Source organism: Actinomyces lilanjuaniae (assembly GCF_003606385.1).
Taxonomy (GTDB): Bacteria; Actinomycetota; Actinomycetes; order Actinomycetales; family Actinomycetaceae; genus Actinomyces; species Actinomyces lilanjuaniae.
Map to the genome: position 1 here is coordinate 1,781,597 of NZ_CP032514.1, position 16,092 is coordinate 1,797,688.

15 protein-coding genes and 1 pseudogene are annotated in these 16,092 nt (G+C 68.8%); 8 read left to right on the forward strand and 8 right to left on the reverse strand.

Annotated features, from left to right (window positions below; genetic code table 11):
• Positions 1-54 precede the first annotated feature (54 nt).
• From D5R93_RS07580 to D5R93_RS07590, 3 genes are read right to left on the reverse strand one after another with little or no spacing between them, the layout of a single operon-like run.
• On the reverse strand, positions 55-1,500 hold the full coding sequence (locus D5R93_RS07580; RefSeq protein ID WP_120204597.1) for a MinD/ParA family ATP-binding protein: 1,446 nt from the start codon (positions 1,498-1,500) through the stop codon (positions 55-57).
• 15 nt (positions 1,501-1,515) lie between these two features.
• Complete coding sequence (locus D5R93_RS07585; RefSeq protein WP_162933880.1) at positions 1,516-2,640, reverse strand: lytic transglycosylase domain-containing protein; 1,125 nt, start codon at positions 2,638-2,640, stop codon at positions 1,516-1,518.
• A 60-nt stretch (positions 2,641-2,700) separates the two neighbouring features.
• Positions 2,701-2,955, reverse strand: coding sequence for a helix-turn-helix domain-containing protein (locus D5R93_RS07590; protein WP_120204600.1), 255 nt, complete (start codon positions 2,953-2,955; stop codon positions 2,701-2,703).
• 152 nt (positions 2,956-3,107) lie between these two features.
• On the opposite strand from D5R93_RS07590, the gene D5R93_RS07595 reads away from it, so the two are divergent.
• From D5R93_RS07595 to D5R93_RS07635, 8 genes and pseudogenes are all read left to right on the forward strand, one after another.
• Positions 3,108-3,743: a DUF6668 family protein gene (locus D5R93_RS07595; RefSeq protein ID WP_120204602.1), complete on the forward strand. Its 636-nt coding sequence runs from the start codon at positions 3,108-3,110 to the stop codon at positions 3,741-3,743.
• The gene (locus D5R93_RS07600) at positions 3,740-4,054 is read left to right on the forward strand and encodes a hypothetical protein (RefSeq protein WP_243106658.1); all 315 of its coding nucleotides are present in this window, start codon (positions 3,740-3,742) and stop codon (positions 4,052-4,054) included. The genes D5R93_RS07595 and D5R93_RS07600 overlap by 4 nt, the downstream gene beginning before the upstream one ends.
• 135 nt (positions 4,055-4,189) lie before the next feature.
• Positions 4,190-4,875 (forward strand): annotated as a pseudogene (locus D5R93_RS13270) (DUF8175 domain-containg protein).
• Between the two features lie 3 nt (positions 4,876-4,878).
• The gene (locus tag D5R93_RS07615) at positions 4,879-6,624 is read left to right on the forward strand and encodes a hypothetical protein (protein WP_205570017.1); all 1,746 of its coding nucleotides are present in this window, start codon (positions 4,879-4,881) and stop codon (positions 6,622-6,624) included.
• On the forward strand, positions 6,611-8,116 hold the full coding sequence (locus D5R93_RS07620; protein ID WP_205570018.1) for an SCO6880 family protein: 1,506 nt from the start codon (positions 6,611-6,613) through the stop codon (positions 8,114-8,116). Before D5R93_RS07615 ends, D5R93_RS07620 begins: the two co-directional genes overlap by 14 nt.
• On the forward strand, positions 8,113-9,660 hold the full coding sequence (locus tag D5R93_RS07625) for an ATP-binding protein (protein WP_120204607.1): 1,548 nt from the start codon (positions 8,113-8,115) through the stop codon (positions 9,658-9,660). The genes D5R93_RS07620 and D5R93_RS07625 overlap by 4 nt, the downstream gene beginning before the upstream one ends.
• Positions 9,657-11,462 carry a type IV secretory system conjugative DNA transfer family protein gene (locus D5R93_RS07630; protein ID WP_119835208.1) on the forward strand — a complete coding sequence of 602 codons (1,806 nt, stop codon included), beginning with the start codon at positions 9,657-9,659 and terminating at the stop codon, positions 11,460-11,462. Before D5R93_RS07625 ends, D5R93_RS07630 begins: the two co-directional genes overlap by 4 nt.
• On the forward strand, positions 11,459-11,917 hold the full coding sequence (locus tag D5R93_RS07635) for a DUF4913 domain-containing protein (protein ID WP_119835209.1): 459 nt from the start codon (positions 11,459-11,461) through the stop codon (positions 11,915-11,917). Before D5R93_RS07630 ends, D5R93_RS07635 begins: the two co-directional genes overlap by 4 nt.
• A gap of 214 nt (positions 11,918-12,131) precedes the next feature.
• On the opposite strand, the gene D5R93_RS07640 is transcribed toward D5R93_RS07635, so the two are convergent.
• From D5R93_RS07640 to D5R93_RS07660, 5 genes are all read right to left on the reverse strand, one after another.
• Entirely contained in the window at positions 12,132-13,208 is a 1,077-nt protein-coding gene (locus D5R93_RS07640; RefSeq protein ID WP_120204609.1) for a zeta toxin family protein, read from the reverse strand.
• Positions 13,201-13,653 (reverse strand): hypothetical protein, encoded by a 453-nt coding sequence (locus D5R93_RS07645; RefSeq protein ID WP_162933882.1) that lies wholly within the window; start codon positions 13,651-13,653, stop codon positions 13,201-13,203. Before D5R93_RS07645 ends, D5R93_RS07640 begins: the two co-directional genes overlap by 8 nt.
• A gap of 251 nt (positions 13,654-13,904) precedes the next feature.
• The gene (locus D5R93_RS07650) at positions 13,905-14,573 is read right to left on the reverse strand and encodes a recombinase family protein (protein WP_243106659.1); all 669 of its coding nucleotides are present in this window, start codon (positions 14,571-14,573) and stop codon (positions 13,905-13,907) included.
• Between the two features lie 122 nt (positions 14,574-14,695).
• Complete coding sequence (locus tag D5R93_RS07655; protein ID WP_119835212.1) at positions 14,696-15,463, reverse strand: Fic/DOC family protein; 768 nt, start codon at positions 15,461-15,463, stop codon at positions 14,696-14,698.
• A complete protein-coding gene (locus tag D5R93_RS07660; RefSeq protein WP_119835213.1) occupies positions 15,460-15,654 on the reverse strand; it encodes a hypothetical protein in 195 nt (64 codons plus the stop codon). The genes D5R93_RS07655 and D5R93_RS07660 overlap by 4 nt, the downstream gene beginning before the upstream one ends.
• Positions 15,655-16,092: the final 438 nt, after the last annotated feature.

The following is a 16,092-nucleotide window of genomic DNA, read 5'->3' on the forward strand; positions in this document are numbered from 1 at the left end:
CTCTGCCCCGTATTGCAACTAGCCGCCTCCGTCCTGACAGCAGCCAGAGACTGCTCACAGCCCTCCTGCTACGGCTGCGGCTGCGTGTAGCCAGGCGCGCTGTGTGGTGGGGCGCAGGCTGTCCCACCGCAGAACACCGTCCACGATGGCGGGGTCGTGGGGGATGGTGACGACCTTGCGGGCGAGGTCGCTGTATCCATTGATGACTGCGTTGATGTCGCTCCTGCTGGCACGGGGGTCTGCCTGAGTGACCACGGCAACGGCGTTCTCCGCGAGGCGACGGGAGCGGTCGTCACGACCACGCAGGGCGTCGAGCAGCAGCGCCCCGGCCTCTGCGTGGTCGGCACGGGTGGTGGTGGGCACGACGATCTGGTCGGCGTGCTCCATGACCTGCAGCCACACAGGGTCGGACTCGTCGTTGCCGGTGTCGATGACCACGAGCCGGTAGTACTTGCCGACCACGCTCCAGATGAGGTCGACGTCGCGTGGCGTGACACGCTGGTCAGCCGCGAGCTGGAGAGGCTGGGAGCGCAGGACGTCGTAGCGGTCACCGGTCTGGTGGTGGACGTAGTGGGCCAGGTCGGCCGACTGCGCCCCGGTGCCGAGGAGGCGCTCAGCCTGGGGAAGCAGGTCGAGCACGGTGGCCTCGTGGGGTCCCTGGTCGGTGCGCCAGCCCAGCGTGCCCCGGGTCTGGTTGGCGTCCCAGGCCACGACGCCAGCACCACCGTGACGGGCGAACACGGCGCTGAGCAGCACGGTGGCAGGGGTCTTTCCAGCGCCTCCCTTGCCGTTGACCACGGCGATTGTCCTGGGGCCGGGCCAGTGCTGGGAGACGGCGTGGACGTCGGAGCGCTCGGAGCGCTCGGCCGGGCTGGGGCTCATGCGCACGCCTAGGCGCGAGGCCCGGCCGCGCCAGCCCTGGGTGGCAGGCTGCTCGATCTCGGTAGCCTTGAGGAAGCTGCGTCGCTCCCGGGTCTCACCGTGGTTGGGCAGGGGCGCAGGCGTGTCCTCGTCGGCGGCCTGCCAGGCCCGGGCCTCGGCAGGCATGTCGGCGGGGCCAGGGTCCTGGGAGACGGGCTGGTCTGTCCAGGCGGTCTCGTCGGGCGCAGTCCTGGCGTCGCGGTCCGCAGGCGCAGGGGCCTCGGGAGACAGGCCGCCGACAGGCCCAGGCCCTTCCGGAGAGGAGCGGCCCGCCTCGTGCGCGGAGGAGTCACCAGCCGAGGTCTCGGCAGACGGCCGCCTCTCGGGATCGGGCGCGACGTCGCCGTTGGGGCTGATGATGATGGGCCACGTGCCGGTGGGGTCCCTGGTGAGCGCGTACAGGGGGCGGCCGAGCTGGGCAGCGTGGTGGGCGACCAGCGAGATCACCTGGTTACGGGCGTCGGCAATACTTGGGGCCGAGAGCGTGTGGGACGTACCACCGATGACGACCTGGGAGGTGCCGTCGGGGTTGAGGGTCGCCTCGACCCGGGGCCAGGGTCCGGTAGGGGTGGTAGGCACTGTTCCTCCTTGACGTCAGAACACGGAGACGTGGATGTGGTCATAGTGACCACCGGTGCAGTCACTAGGGTTGTAGAGTCCACCTGCGCCGTCGTAGGGCTCCCACTTGCCGGTGGAGGCATACCAGATCCGACCGTCCCAGATGACGTAGTGGACCCCGTAGGTGCTGGCGTTGGCCACCATCCAGTTTGCCGCAGCGTTACCTGCCGCGAGTCCGGTAAGGGGGTCAGCAGACCTGTCAGGATTGGCGCTGCACCCGTAGAACGGGATGTCACAGGCCCTACCCTTAGGGTGGTCGGAAGTGGGGTTGTAGGTGTGGGCGTCCCAGCAGTACAAGGCATCGTTAACAATTTGGGAGTAGTTGGTCATGACGTCATTGATGAGAGCGCCCATGCGCGGGGTGACACGAGCAGTCCCGTGCGCGCCGGGTGTCGGGTCTGGCTGGCTCATCATCTCAGGAGCAAAGGCACCTGCGTCCACCGGTGAGGTGTCAACGAGGTCATCAGCGGACTGCTGCGCGTCAGAGGCGGATGCGGAGGCATGAGTCACGGTGTAGGTGGGCATCGCCTCTTTGATCGTGGTGACGTAGTGCTGCGTCTCTGAGTATGGTGGGACGCCATGGTGGTTGAGGACCGCTCCCGGGCCAGCGTTGTAGGCAGCGAGCGCGAGATCGACCAGGTCACCGTCAACACCGTTCGTGAGGGCCTCACGCATACTGGCAGCTAGGGTGCACATGTAGTTGGCCTGGGAGGCGATGGCGTCGTGGCCGTTGAACGGGTCGGCTGTCCCGTCCCCATCGCCGTCAACTCCGTATGTCTCCCAGGTGTCGGGCATGAACTGGGACAGCCCCTGGGCTCCGGCACCACTGGTAGCACTTGGGTCCCAGGACGACTCCTGATCGAGCTGGGCAGCAATAACCTGGGCAGTGATGCCGTCCTGGGGGCACCGGTTACCCGCTTGGACGACATCCGCCGCCCACTCGGAGGGCACCCCGCTGATGGCAACAGCTTGGCCGGCAGCGCCAGCAGTGCCGCCACCGGTGGGAGCAACGTCGCCGAGGAGGACTACGGAAAAGAGGAGACTCAGGATGAGGAGGGGAGCAACAAGGACAAGAACAGCAATGCGGTTGGAACTAGACACAGTCCGACCGCCGTTTCGGCACTCCCGGGAAAGCAGGTCCTCGCTTCTGAGTCACATATGTCACATCTCGTCGGCCGTGCGGCCTTCCTTGTGTGCCGGCCACGGGTTTGCACCGTCGCGCAGCGTCTGCTTGAGTTCGTCGCGCACGATGAACCAGGACTTTGCGATCCTGTAACCGGGGATGGTGCCGTCGGCCAGCCAGCGGTAAACGCCGGCCTTGGTCATGCCGAGGGTCGTGGCCACCTCGGGCACAGACAGCACAGGTGGCAGGTCGGCAAAGAGCCTGTCGAGGCCGTCGTGGATCGTGGGTGACACCTAAGTGATGATACACGCTTGGCGATGCTATACGAAGACGTAGGCAGGTGCATGGCGTTGATTCAATCGGCCATAGCCTCCTGGGTTGACGCTCTTTCATAACGGTGGTTACGATCCGAGCAAGGTCACCGTGAGAAGGGGAGGACGCCCTCATGCCCACTGCCACCACCGCCACCAACCCGTGGCTGGCAGCCGAGGACACCACACCGGAAGAGGCCGCCCCTGAGCCGACGCCGCAGGCAGCACCGGCACTGACCGGTCCCGCAGCCCCTCAGGCAGGGGTTCCGGCCCCGGCCGAGGACCAGCGGCTTCCTGTCGTCACCGTCAGGGACGAGGCAAGCCTGTGGGTCGTGGGCGCGCACGGCGGGTCAGCGGAGTCGACCATCGCCGCACTGTCTGAGTCATGGCGCGCCACAAGCCACAGGTGGCCTGTTCCCGCTGCCGAGGCTCCCGTGCGGGCGGTCCTGACAGCAAGGCTGAGCGTGAGCGGCATCCAGGCAGCACAGGGGGCACTGACCCAGTGGGCCTGCGGCCTCGTGCCCGGTGTCAAGCTGCTGGGGCTCGTCCTGGTCGCCGATGCACCCGGACGGGTTCCCAGGCCCGTGCGGGACCTGGCCCAGGTAGTGGGCGGAGGCGCCCCCAGGACCTGGCAGGTCCCGTGGATCAGGACCTGGAGACTGGGCGAGCCCCCTGACCTCGGAGGCTCTCCGCGTGCGGCTCGCACGCTCGTCAAGGACCTCGTCGCCCTGTGCGACAAGGAGATCACTAACAGAGAGGATCGGGCATGAGCGCCCTTCACATCATCGAGTCCGCAGTCACCGTGGCGACCAACCTCACCTTGGAGGCACTGCCCCAGGCGGTCCCTGACCCTGACCCGGTTCAACCTCCGGGAACGGAGGGGTTCACCACGATGATGGGCTGGGCGCGGTGGGTTGCCCTGGCAGTGTGCATCCTGGGCTTGTTCGCCGCTGGCGCACTCATGGCGATCCAGTCCAGACGCGGCGAGGGCGGCGAGCACGTGGGCAAGATCGGCATGGCCCTGGGCGGGGTCATCGTCATCTCTGCCGGCGCTTCCCTAGTCGGCTTCCTCGTCTCCTAGGAGAGGGTCATGACTACGTCAGACAGCACCGGGGCGCAGGGTCGCAGCCCGTTGACACGGCCGGGCTTTATCGCCGCCACCGCGCTCGTGGTCGTGATCGCCGTGGTGGCCGCCGCCCTCGCGCTGGCCAACACCATGAGCAGCAGGGAGGGCACGGCCGCAGCCGGGGAGTCAGCCTCCACCGAGGCTACCGGCCCAGTGGAGATACCACCCCCCTCGACGGCCGGACCGGACCACGACGGCACCCAGAGCGTGTGCGGCCTTGAGGGGGAGGTCCTTGGCACCGCCGACCTGGTCGAGGCCCCCGACGTCGACAGCTGGGACTACCAGGACACCATGGCCTACCCCGTCTCCGCCGAGTACGGGCCGGGGGCCACCGCCGACGCCGGCTACCGCTACTGCTTCCAGCACTCCCCGAGGGGGCGCTCTACGCAGCCGCCAACGCCGTCGTCCAGGCGACCGAGGCCGACGAGGAGAAGATCGAGTCCTGGCTCACCTACTTCATCGCCGACACCCCTGAGCGCGATGAGTTCATCTCACAGGCACAGGCATCGGCCTCCAGCGACTCCAGCGGGACCAGTGACACCTCTGGGATCCGCCTGCAGGTAGCGGGCTTCAACCTCATGTCCTACGACGGGGCGACCGCCAGGATCGACATGGCCGTGACCGGGAGCTCGGGCGGTCAGACGGTGAACCTGTCCGCGGTCTACGAGCTGGTGTGGGAGGAAGGGGACTGGAAGCTCCTCATCACCGACCCGAGCGAGCCGGTCAGCTTTGCCCAGCTCCCCCACGTAGCCGGATACACCGTCTGGAAAGCCTGACAAATGGCAGACGACGGCTGCTCCGGATGGGACATGATTAATCCTGCGTGCTACCTGGACCAGGGTGTCAAAGCCGTTGTCGGTGACGCGATCGAGAACCTGGCGACTGCTGTGGTGGAGGCCTACGGCAGAGCAGTCGCGTCGCTAGGCACGGTGTGGGTGAATATCGGGACCCCGAACCTGACAGGATCGGGCTCGGAGACCTCCGCGATCGAGGCGGGCACGCACGCGACCGACTCGATCGGGATCACTAGGACAATTGGCTATGTCATGTGGACGAGCCTGGCTGTGGCAGTGATCTCGCTGTTCATCCTTGGCGCCCTCATCGCCTCACGAATACGCACGGGCGAGGGCGTTATGGCGGTCGGGCGCGTGGGCTTGGTGCTGGGTGCGACGGTCCTGGTCTCGGGGTCGAGCGCGCTGGTCAGCGGGCTCATGCCGACCGGGCCGAACGGCGCTGGCGGAGCCACCCTGTTTCTGCAGTCGGCACTGTGGTGGTACACGGGTGCGGCAGCGATGGTCGCGGTGATTATCGGTGGTGCGCGGATGGCCTGGGAACAGAGGGCCGAGCCGGGGCGGGAGACGGTGAGGAGTCTACTCACCCTGGTGGTCGTAGCCGGGGCCGGGGTCACGGTCGTCGGGCTGCTAGTAACGGCGGCGGACTCCTTCGCCGTGTGGCTACTCGAGGGGTCATTGAACTGTGACGTGACCGAGGACGGCACCTGCTTCGGGGAAAATATGCTGACGCTGCTGGCCCTAAGCAGCACCGGGGTGACAGGTGGTTTGGGGTCTCTCCTGACTATTATTCTGGGGCTCATAGCGGTCCTGGCGGCAGCGGTCCAGGTGGTGCTGATGGTGGCGCGTGGCGGGATGCTGGTCATTCTCACGGGCATTCTGCCCCTGTCGGCGTCGTTTACCAATACTGAGATGGGACGGAACTGGTTCAGGAAGTGCGTGGCGTGGCTGGTGGCTTTTATCCTGTACAAGCCGGCGGCGGCCGTGGTGTACGCGGCGGCCTTCCAGCTGGTCGGGACCAACGTGTTCTCCGATGACGGGACCGGTTTCCTCTCGGTCCTGACCGGTCTGATGCTGATGGTGATCGCCCTGTTCGCGATGCCGGCGCTGATGCGGTTTGTCACACCAATGGTGGGTGCCATGGCGGGCGGAGCCGCTGGTGGGGCAGCGGCAGTAGGTGCCCTGGCGGCGCTGCCGACGGGTGCCGCAGCGGTGGGGCGGCTGGCCTCCGGCAGCGGCTCGGCCTCCCAGCCCTCATCGGCTCCCTCGGGTGCCAACGGGGAGTCGGGGGCTCAGGGCGCTGCGGGTCCGTCTGGTGGTGGCCACGGTGGCGGGCAGGCAGCAGGGGCAGGTGCCCAGGACCAGTCACGCTCCTCCGGGGCGTCCCAGTCGGGCCGGTCCGGTGCCCCTGGTGCCGGGACAGGTGCTGGCACAACTCCGGGTACCGGGTCTGCTGCGGCGTCGGCTGGCAGCGGTGCCGGTAGTGGCGCTGCTGCTGGTAGCGGTGGTGCTGCCGCGGCTGGCGGTGCTGCCGGTAGTGGCGCTGCTGCTGGTAGCGGTGGTGCTGCCGCGGCTGGCGGTGCTGCCGGTGGTCCGGTCGGTGTGGCCGCAGGTGCTGCGCTAGAGGCGGGTAAGAAAGCCGGGCAGGCGGCTGCGGGAGCCGTGCGGGCCGTGGGTGAGCAGACCACGGGCCAGGCTACGGGCGAGGAAGGTGGTCCCAGTGGCAGCCGTTGAGACCAGTAGAGGAGCCCGGACCTACGGGAACTGGCGGCGTCCCTCCTCACCGGGGATCCTGGGGCTGGGGTCGGTAGGCACGGGCCTGCTGCTGGCGGGCCTGGTCCTGGTGGTCATCACGGTCATGGTCTCCGACATCCTGCGTGCCTCGGTGGTGGCTGTCCTGCTTGGTGTCGCGCTGCTGGCAGTGCTGACCAGGGACGCCCACGGGCGCAACCTGGTGAGCCGGGTGGGGGCGAGGACCAGCTGGTGGTCGGTCAGGTCGCGGGGGCTGAGCATCTACCGCTCCGGCCCGCTGGGCCGGGCGCTGTGGGGCACCTACCAGCTGCCGGGGATCGCGGCCCCCACGCGCCTGAGTGAGCACACCGACTCCTACGGGCGCCGGTTCGGCCTGCTGTACACCCCGGCTACCGGTTCCTTCTCGGTGGTCATCGGCACCGAGCCCGACGGCGCGGCGCTTGTGGACCAGGAGCAGATTGACGTGTGGGTGGCGGACTGGGGGCACTGGCTGGCCAACCTCAGTGACGAGCCCAGCGTGGAGGCGGCGTCGGTGACCATTGAGACGGCGCCGGACACCGGGACGCGGCTGCGCCGCGAGGTCTCGATGAGCACCGATCCCCAGGCCCCGGCGTTCGCCCGTGCCGTACTTGAGGAGGTCGTGGACCGCTATCCTGCCGGGTCCTCGACGGTGAGGGCCTTCGTGACGGTCACCTTCACCGCCTCGCAGCGCTCCGGGGGGCGGCGCAAGCCTGAGGAGATGGGCCGTGACCTGGCCGCGCGGCTGCCAGGCCTGACCGCCGGGCTGGCGGCCACCGGGGCGGGGGCGGCGCACCCGCTGACGGCCCAGGAGCTGTGCGAGGTGGTGCGTGTGGCCTACGACCCGGCCGCGGCGCTGCTGATCGACGAGGCCCACGCCGCCGGGCAGGTCCCTGACCTGTCGTGGACGGACGTCGGGCCGGCCGCTGCGCAGGCCTCCTGGGACGGGTACCGCCATGACAGCGCGTTCTCCTGCACGTGGTCGATGACCCAGGCCCCGCGCGGCAACGTCCAGTCCGGTGTCCTGGCCAGGCTGCTGGCCCCGCACCGTGACATCGACCGCAAGCGGGTCACGCTGGTGTACCGGCCGATCGACTCCGCGCGTGCTGCGGCGATCGTGGAGGCGGACCTGCGAGCAGCGGAGTTCCGGATGACCTCGACGAGCAAGCCCGCCGCGCGTGACAGCCTGGCGGTGCGCGCGGCGGCCGCGACGGCCAGTGAGGAGGCCTCCGGGGCTGGGCTGACCCAGTTCGGCATGCTGGTCACCGCCACGGTCACCGACCTGGACAGGCAGGCCGACGCACGGGCGGCGATCGACAACCTGTCTGCCACAGTGCGCCTGCGGCTGCGCCCGGTGTACGGGTCGCAGGACTCCGCGTTCGCCGCCGCCCTGCCCCTGGGACTGGTGCTTCCCAAGCACGTGCGGGTCCCCGCCGAGCTGAGGAACAACCTGTGAGCAGGCGACCCCCGCGCGGTCAGCGCCGCAGGCAGGAGCGGGAGCAGGCGGACCAGCAGCGCCAGGTGCGCCCGCAGCGCCCGCCCATGCGCGGGTGGCCGGGACGTGGGAGGGGACCCTCGACCTATGTGCAGGCAGCTGACGAGTGGCGCGGCACCACCGTGCAGGTGTGCGGTCTGTGGCCCTTCGCAATAGGCACCGGTACCCCGATGGTCGGCGTCCCCCTGGGTCGCCACGTCCACACCGGTGCCACGCTGTGCTGCGACCCTGTCTCGTGGTTCCAGCGCGCCAAGCTCATCTCCAACCCCAGCTGCTTCGTGCTGGGAAAGCCGGGCCTGGGCAAGTCCACGATCATCCGCCGCATGGCCACCGGCCTGGCCGGCTACGGCGTCATGCCCCTCGTGCTGGGTGACCTCAAGCCGGACTACGTCGACCTCATCGAGGCGCTCGGTGGCCAGGTCATCACCCTGGGCCGGGGCCGGGGCTACCTCAACATCCTGGACCCGGGCGAGGCCGGTGAGGCCGCAGCCCGGCTGCGCCAGGCAGGTCACACGCGTGAGGCCGCGCAGGTGCTCGCCGACGCCCACGGCCGCCGCCACACGATGGTCTCAGCGCTGCTGACGATCCTGCGGTCGAGCCCACCAAGTGACCGCGAGGAGACGATCATCGACCGGGCGCTGAAGTACCTTGACGTCCACCACGAGGGGGTGCCCGTCCTGGGCGACCTGCTACACGTCATCCAGGACGGCCCGCCAGAGGTGCGCGCCGTCGCCCTGGACCGCGGTGACGACGCCCGCTACAAGGAGATCACGGAGGACCTGGAGGCCTCCCTCATCGGCCTGACCAGCGGCGGCCGTCTCGGAGAGACCTTCGCCCACCCAACCACCAACCCGATGCGCAGGGACGCCGCGGTGGTCTACGACGTCAGCGCTATCGACGACTCCGAGATGGACCTCCAGGCAGCCACGCTGCTGGCCTGCTGGTCGGCCGGCTTCGGAGCCGTCAACGTCGCCAACGCCCTGGCGGACGCGGGCCTGGAGCCGCGTCGCCACTACTTCGTCATCCTCGACGAGCTGTGGCGCGCGCTACGGGCTGGGCGCGGCATGGTGGACCGTGTCGACGCCCTCACCCGCCTCAACCGGCAGCGCGGTGTGGGCATGGCCATGATCTCCCACACGATGAGCGACCTGCTGGCCCTGGCCAGCCAGGAGGACCGGATGAAGGCGCGCGGCTTCGTGGAGCGCTCAGGCATGGTCATCTGCGGAGGGCTGCCCTCGGCCGAGATGCCCCAGCTCACCGCCGCCGTGCCGTTCTCCCAGGCCGAGCAGGAGCTGCTGGTCGGCTGGCAGGACCCACCCGCCTGGGACCCCTCCACAGGCCGCGAGGCAGAGCCGCCGGGCCGGGGAAAGTTCCTGGTCAAGGTCGGGGGGCGCCCAGGTATCCCCGTCAACGTCCAGCTCACAGACACAGAGCTGTCAATCAACGACACCAACAGGCTCTGGCACGAGCAGTCCCGCGTGGGCAGGCTGGAGGACAGCCCATGAGCAGGCCGACCAACCGCCGCCGCGACCCAGGCGGACTCTCCGGGGAGGCGGTCCTGGTCTGGGTCGCAGTCGTGGTCACAGCTCTCGTCACCGGCACCGTCTACGCCGCGATGCACCTGGGCCACCGGCTCGCTGGTACAGGTGTGGAGGTCCCTGCCGACCCCTTCGCCGTCGTCCTCGGCCTGCTCGGCGGAGACCTGATATGGCCCGGCGCCGCTGGCTGGTGGGTGCTCAGCGGAGTCGCTGTCCTTCTTCTCGGCCTCAGCGTGCTGGTCGGCGTGGTGGTGTACCGGCTGCGGCGGCGCCGCTCCCGCGTCGACCGCGCCGCCTCCTGGATGGGGCGCGGCCGCGACATCGAGGACCTCAGCCGCAGGAGCGCTGACACCAAGGCCCGGCGCCTGGGTGTCGAGGGGGCACCCGGGGTGCTCATCGGTCGCACTGTCACCACTGGGCAGCAGCTGTGGGGCTCGTGGGAGGACATGCACATCGACATCTGGGGACCACGCACCGGCAAGACCACCAGCCGGGCGATACCCGCGATCCTGGAGGCGCCGGGAGCCGTCCTGGTCACCTCCAACAAGCGCGACGTCGTTGACGCCACCCGCGACGTGCGGGCAGCCGCTGGCCCGGTCTGGGTGTTCGACCCCCAGGAGATCGCCCTGGAGGAGCCCACCTGGTGGTGGAACCCCCTGACCTACGTCACCGACGAGGTGCGGGCCGCCCGCCTGGCCGAGCACTTCGCCGCAGGCAGCCGTGACCCCGGGGCACGCACCGACGCCTACTTCGACCCGGCCGGCCAGGACCTCCTCGCCGGCCTCCTGCTGGCCGCAGCCCTGGACCACCGGCCGATCACCGAGGTCTACACCTGGCTGACCAGGCCCACCGACGAGACCGCCATCGACATCCTGCGCGACCACGGCTACACCCTCACCGCCGACCAGGTCGCAGGCGTCGTCGCCGCCCCGGACAAGCAGCGTGGCGGCATCTTCGGCACAGCCATGCAGATGGCCTCCTGCCTGACCAACCGCCAGGCGGCCCGCTGGGTCACGCCCCAGGGCCCCGCCGACACACGCAGGCAGCTTAGTGCGCAGGACTTCGTACGCGCCGACGGCGGCACCCTCTACTCCCTGTCCAAGGAAGGCCGCGGCAGCGCCGGACCCCTGGTCACCGCACTGACCGTCGCCGTCGTCGAGGCGGCCGAGGAGCTGGCCGCACGCTCTGCCGGCGGACGCCTGGCCACCCCCCTGCTCGGGGTCCTCGACGAGGCCGCCAACGTCTGCCGCTGGCGCGACCTGCCCAACCTCTACAGCCACTACGGCAGCCGCGGCATCGTCCTCATGACGATCCTGCAGTCCTGGTCCCAGGGAGTCGAGGTGTGGGGCGAGGCCGGGATGCGCAAGCTCTGGTCCGCGTCGAACGTCAAGGTCTACGGCGGCGGCGTGGACGAGGACGCATTCCTGGAGCACCTGTCTAAGGTCATCGGCGACTACGACCGGCTGTCCTCCTCCACCTCCCACGCACGCGGCCACCGCACCGTCTCCCACCAACTCCACCGCCAGCGCATCCTCGACGTATCCGACCTCGCCGCCCTGCCCAAGGGCCGCGCCCTCGTCCTGTCATCAGGCTCACGCCCCACCCTCGTACGCACCCTCCCGTGGATGACCGGCCCCCACGCCACCGCAGTCAAGGCATCCATCACCGCCCACGACCCACAGGCTGAGCGGACGATCAACGAGGCAGCCACACAGCTGGCAGCAGTAGAGGCAACCCTGCAAGCCCATGAGACGGAGGCACACCCATGACCGACTGGGGAACAGCTGAGGCGCAGCCAAGCAGCAACGACCCTGCTGATGCTGTTGACGAGCCTGACGAACAGCTGTGGTTCGGCTCGGTCGACGAGTTCGTACGCGACTACCTGCGCAACGTCTACCGCCGACGCATCGACGGGCGCCACCGGTGCTGGGCCGGAAGATGGTGGCAGCACGAGGAGGCCGTGATCCGCCTGGAAGCACTGTGGCGGGCCTGGGAGCACCTACGCCGCGACGCGGCCACGGGGATGAGCATATGGTGGCGAGACCACGCCGACCACCACATGGCCGTCCTCATGAGCCCCGACGGCCCGTTCGCCACCGCCACAGAAGGCACAGAGAACACCTGCAGGCTAGGCGAGCCCCTCCCCTACGTCCCACCACCAGAGGGCCTGTTCCCCGACGTACGGGAACAGCCGACAGAACCTGCCCCGGGCAGCACCAGCTGAGCACAGGCTCCCACACCGCTGCCACCGCCCCCGGGCTCCCCGGAACGCAAGGGGCACAAGGGGCCAGGGACCCGCTCACCACTGTAGCCCGCTGCGCTGAACCTGGGCGGCGGTCCTGACCTCCTGCGCCCCTCAATACCGCCAGTCTCCTCAGCCCAAGCCGATCCCTCCTCACCCCTCCCTGGTCCGCTGTGACAGAGGGGCCTGCCCGACTTCACCTGCCGATCCCGTGGGGTCCTGAGCTGTAGCCACGCCCAGGTCGGCTGCTGGTCCGCTGCTGCGCAGTGCGACCCGGCTGCCTCACCGCCTCAGTCGCGGCCTGCGGGTACGACGCCCGGACCGCTGACCTCACCGAGCTCCCCGTGCTCGCCGGTGACGGGGCTGCTGCACGCAGCTGGCTGCCCCTGTCGTCGCGTCGTAGGTCATCAGTCAGCCGGGGCGTGGCCACGGCCTGGCGTGCCTCCTCAGCGGTGGTGAAGAAGCGCCGGTAGCGCGATACCTCGGGCACCTGCTCAGCCACGGCGCGCGCCGCCCGGTCGCTCCGGGAGCCCGCTCCGTCCTGGGTGTCGAACACCAGCTCGCGGAACTCGCTGGGCACCCATCGCCCACCCAGCTCGCTGCTGTAGGTCTGCTCCACCCACCGCTGGACGATCCGGTACCTGGACACCTCAGCGGGAACCTCGACGTCAACCACCTGGATGTCGTAACCAGCCCGAGCCAGCTGGGAGGCCAGACGCACGGCCTTGACCTCGTTCGCCATCACGCCATCGACCACGACGTTCTCACCACGCGCGAGAGCAGCCTGCCGCACACGCCGCGCGAGGTAGGAGGACTCCTCGTGCACCAGCGCGGCCAGCTCCATCGGCGCCAGCCGCACCCCACGACCCGCCGCCTCAGGCGGCATCATGGCGGTGATGCTGCCGTCCTCGACAGCCGCACGGACCAGCAGCACCTTGAACTCGTCAGGATCCACAACAGTGAACCGCTGCCCAGCCTCCTCCAGGACCCGGCTGCGGACCACCCCCTTGCCCGCACCAGGCGGCCCAGCCAGCACGACGGCCTGACGCCCCGTGTCACCCCGACCGTGCTCCTGGTAGAACTGCGCCAGCAGCCGCCGGTGCAACTCAAAACGGTCTGCACGCGGCACAAAACCTCCACCAGGCACCTGCCGGAACCACTCCGGGTTGCGGACAGTGGCTCCTGGCGCGTCCGGCGACAGCGGCCCGCCCTCACGAGACAGCTCACGCAGCAGCCCGGCCCGCGCGGCCAGCTCAGCGGGAACCTCAGGCATCACCGTACAGCGCGTCGAGCACCGCCTCACACATGCCCACGTCGATCAGACCATCACTAGCAGCCTGGTAGAGCTCATCAATGGTGCCCTCCGGGACAACCATGAGATCATCACCGGGACTCGTGCGCATGTCCCCGGTCGGCACCCAGGGCCAGGCAACCAGCTGCGCCACCGCCTCCTCACGGTCCAGCTCCCCCGCCGTGTACCGCTGGCACACCTCGTACGGGCTCGCGCTCCGCTGGCCCTCCCTGGGCACCGCAACACGGCGGGCCGCCCTCAGCGCCGAGGACACGCTCGACTGCGACAGACCCAGCTCGGCGGCCACCTGCCGCTGAGACGTCCTCGACACCGCCACGACCAGCTGCCGGTGGTACTCCAGCTCCGCCAGCTCCTTCCTCACCCGCGCCCGCCTGAGCGCCCTCAGCTCCTGCTCTGCGACACCCATCCCAGCCCCCTTCGGCATAGACAAACCTATCGGCCATGCGGAGCGGCCGCCAGGAGCAGCAGCTAACCACACCGCAGTACCATGCGCTACTGCTCCAGTGACACCACTACATCACGCGGCTATGGTGTCATAGTACCGTGATGCCAGTGTCGGGGGGACCAGTCCGGCCGACCACGTCCGCCGCCCCGTGCCCCGCCGGACCCGACAGCACCCGGCCCACCTGCCCGGCACCAGATCGGCGGTGCGCCCGGTCAGCCGCGGCCCGGGCTGGTCGGCACGTCGCACTGGGCCGCCTTTACCAGGGCTCTGGACACCGATAATGCTGCGACATCCAGCACCCTGGCGATGTGTGCGATGCTCTGCCCGTCAGCGCGCATGCGCACCGCCGCCCCGGTGCGCTCGGGTGTCATCACCGACGGCCGGCCACCCGTGCGTCCCTGAGCGCGGGCGTGGGCGAGTCCACGCCTGGTATTCTCACGGATCGTGGCTACACGCAGCTGCGCCAAAACGGCCATGATGCCGACGACGGCCTCGCCCATCAGAGTACTGGTGTCGACGTCGAGGAAGGGCTCGGTCAGGCTGCGCAGGCGCACACCTCGGCGACCCAGATCGCGAATCAGTTCGATGGCCACCTGCTCGGTGCCGGCAATCCGGTCGAGCGCGCGGATCACGAGCGTGTCACCCTCACGTAGGTAGTCCAAGCACGGGTTCCACTGCGGCCGGCCAGCGATCCGGTTAGACTCGCCACGGTCAACGAACACGCGCGCAACGCCCGCAGCGCGCAGCTCCGCCTCTTGGGAATCGGGGGTCTGCTCACGGGTACTTACACGGGCGTATCCAACGATGGAAGATCGGTCTCCCCGAACCGCAGAAGAAGACGCGCGCTCGCCGTCGTTCAGCGCGCAGAACCGCAGACTCACAATTAACTCATGCGGCTAAGTCGACTCCAACGAGCGACGGCCTCAGCGCAGGCAAGGGAGCAGTTGATTGACGTAGGCTCCGGATGCCACCAGGGTCGCTATGAACGCGTACCCGACAACGGTCACCTGCCGATCCCGTGGGGTCCTGACTCACGACCACGCCCGCGGCTGCTGCTGGTCCGCTGCTGCGCAGCGCGACCCGGCTGCCTCACCGCCTCAGTCGCGGCCTGCGGATACGACGCACGAAGTGCGAAGGAACTGATCTGGCTCTCAAGCGAGGGAGTCTGCTGCGACGGCTCGCAGGACAGCAGCCGCGACACGAGGTAATCGGCCAGCGGACGCGAATAGCCGACGACGGCTCGCAGGCGCAGCGCGCGTAACGTGTCCACGTCAACACGCCGCCAGTTGACGGGGTGACCAGCCCGCTCTGCGAGAACAGTCATGTAGAAACTCTGACTGCGCGTGTTCCCATCCCTGTAGGGATGGATGGCTGTCAGGTCCCCCCAGCACTCTGCGAGTCGGGTGGCGAACGTCGCCGCGTCCAGCCCGGTCAGGTAGTCCTCACGGCCGAGCCGGTCAAAGAGTTGTGACAAACTGTCCTGGATGTACTCGGGACGAGCGTAGACGACACCCGTCCCGACGGCCTGCACGTTTACGTCGCGCAGCCGCCCAGCGATACCGGGAACGATCTGCTCGAACATCCGCGTATGGATATAGCGCAGGTACTCGTAGCCAGGCTGAGACGGCACCGGCTCGATGCGCAACTCCGCCATCGCGGCCGAGGCGTAGTCGTTCATCGCGGCGTCGAGCCGCGCCATATCACGTATCCCCTTCGAGTTAACGAGGACACCCCCGCTGCCGGGATACGTATACTTGTCGTCCTCGCTCACCCGCGCGCGTACTTTTCGTCCAACTCGGCATACGCCTCAGCCGGAGTGATGTGCCCGTCAAGGATACGACGGGCACGGTCAAGAGCCTCGGCGTCCGGGAAGTGCCCAGCAAGCTGCTGAGCTTTCTCAATCAGCGCAAGCTCGCCCTCAACGTCAACGGCTGGTCGGACAGCTACGGCGCTGTGGGTCATGTCAAGCCCCCTTCGTCTTAGTCACTTCTTACTATATCAAGGCAACCGAAAACGGTCTAGGGGCAAGTTAGGTTTCGGGCAGGCAGGCGCTGGTCACTCCGACGACGACTACACAGGCACTCATGTGGGCTGGACTAACTGTCCTGATGACCGGAGGACTACCTCGGAGACACTGATACCGAGGTATCATGACACTATAGTTGCATGGACTATGGTCGGGGCTTGGCGTCAGCCTGCCTGCTGCGCGGGGCCGGGGTGAGTGGGGCCCGGGCTGGTCGGCACGTCGCGCTGGGCCGACCTCGGCCAGCGCCTCGCGACACCGGGCAGCCCGAGCAGCGGGGAGGAGAAGCCGCAGTCCCACGGGGACCAAGCCCCCTCCTCCCACGTCTGCCCCACACGTTTTGGGAGTCCTCACCGACTGGGTCCATGTTGCGGCAC

Coding starts and splice junctions, on each gene's coding strand:
- D5R93_RS07595 (WP_120204602.1), top strand. CDS start 3,108: ATGCCCACTGCCACCACCGCCACCAACCCGTGGCTGGCAGCCGAGGAC.
- D5R93_RS07600 (WP_243106658.1), top strand. CDS start 3,740: ATGAGCGCCCTTCACATCATCGAGTCCGCAGTCACCGTGGCGACCAAC.
- D5R93_RS07615 (WP_205570017.1), top strand. CDS start 4,879: ATGGCAGACGACGGCTGCTCCGGATGGGACATGATTAATCCTGCGTGC.
- D5R93_RS07630 (WP_119835208.1), top strand. CDS start 9,657: ATGAGCAGGCCGACCAACCGCCGCCGCGACCCAGGCGGACTCTCCGGG.
- D5R93_RS07635 (WP_119835209.1), top strand. CDS start 11,459: ATGACCGACTGGGGAACAGCTGAGGCGCAGCCAAGCAGCAACGACCCT.
- D5R93_RS07640 (WP_120204609.1), bottom strand. CDS start 13,208: ATGCCTGAGGTTCCCGCTGAGCTGGCCGCGCGGGCCGGGCTGCTGCGT.
- D5R93_RS07645 (WP_162933882.1), bottom strand. CDS start 13,653: ATGGGTGTCGCAGAGCAGGAGCTGAGGGCGCTCAGGCGGGCGCGGGTG.
- D5R93_RS07660 (WP_119835213.1), bottom strand. CDS start 15,654: ATGACCCACAGCGCCGTAGCTGTCCGACCAGCCGTTGACGTTGAGGGC.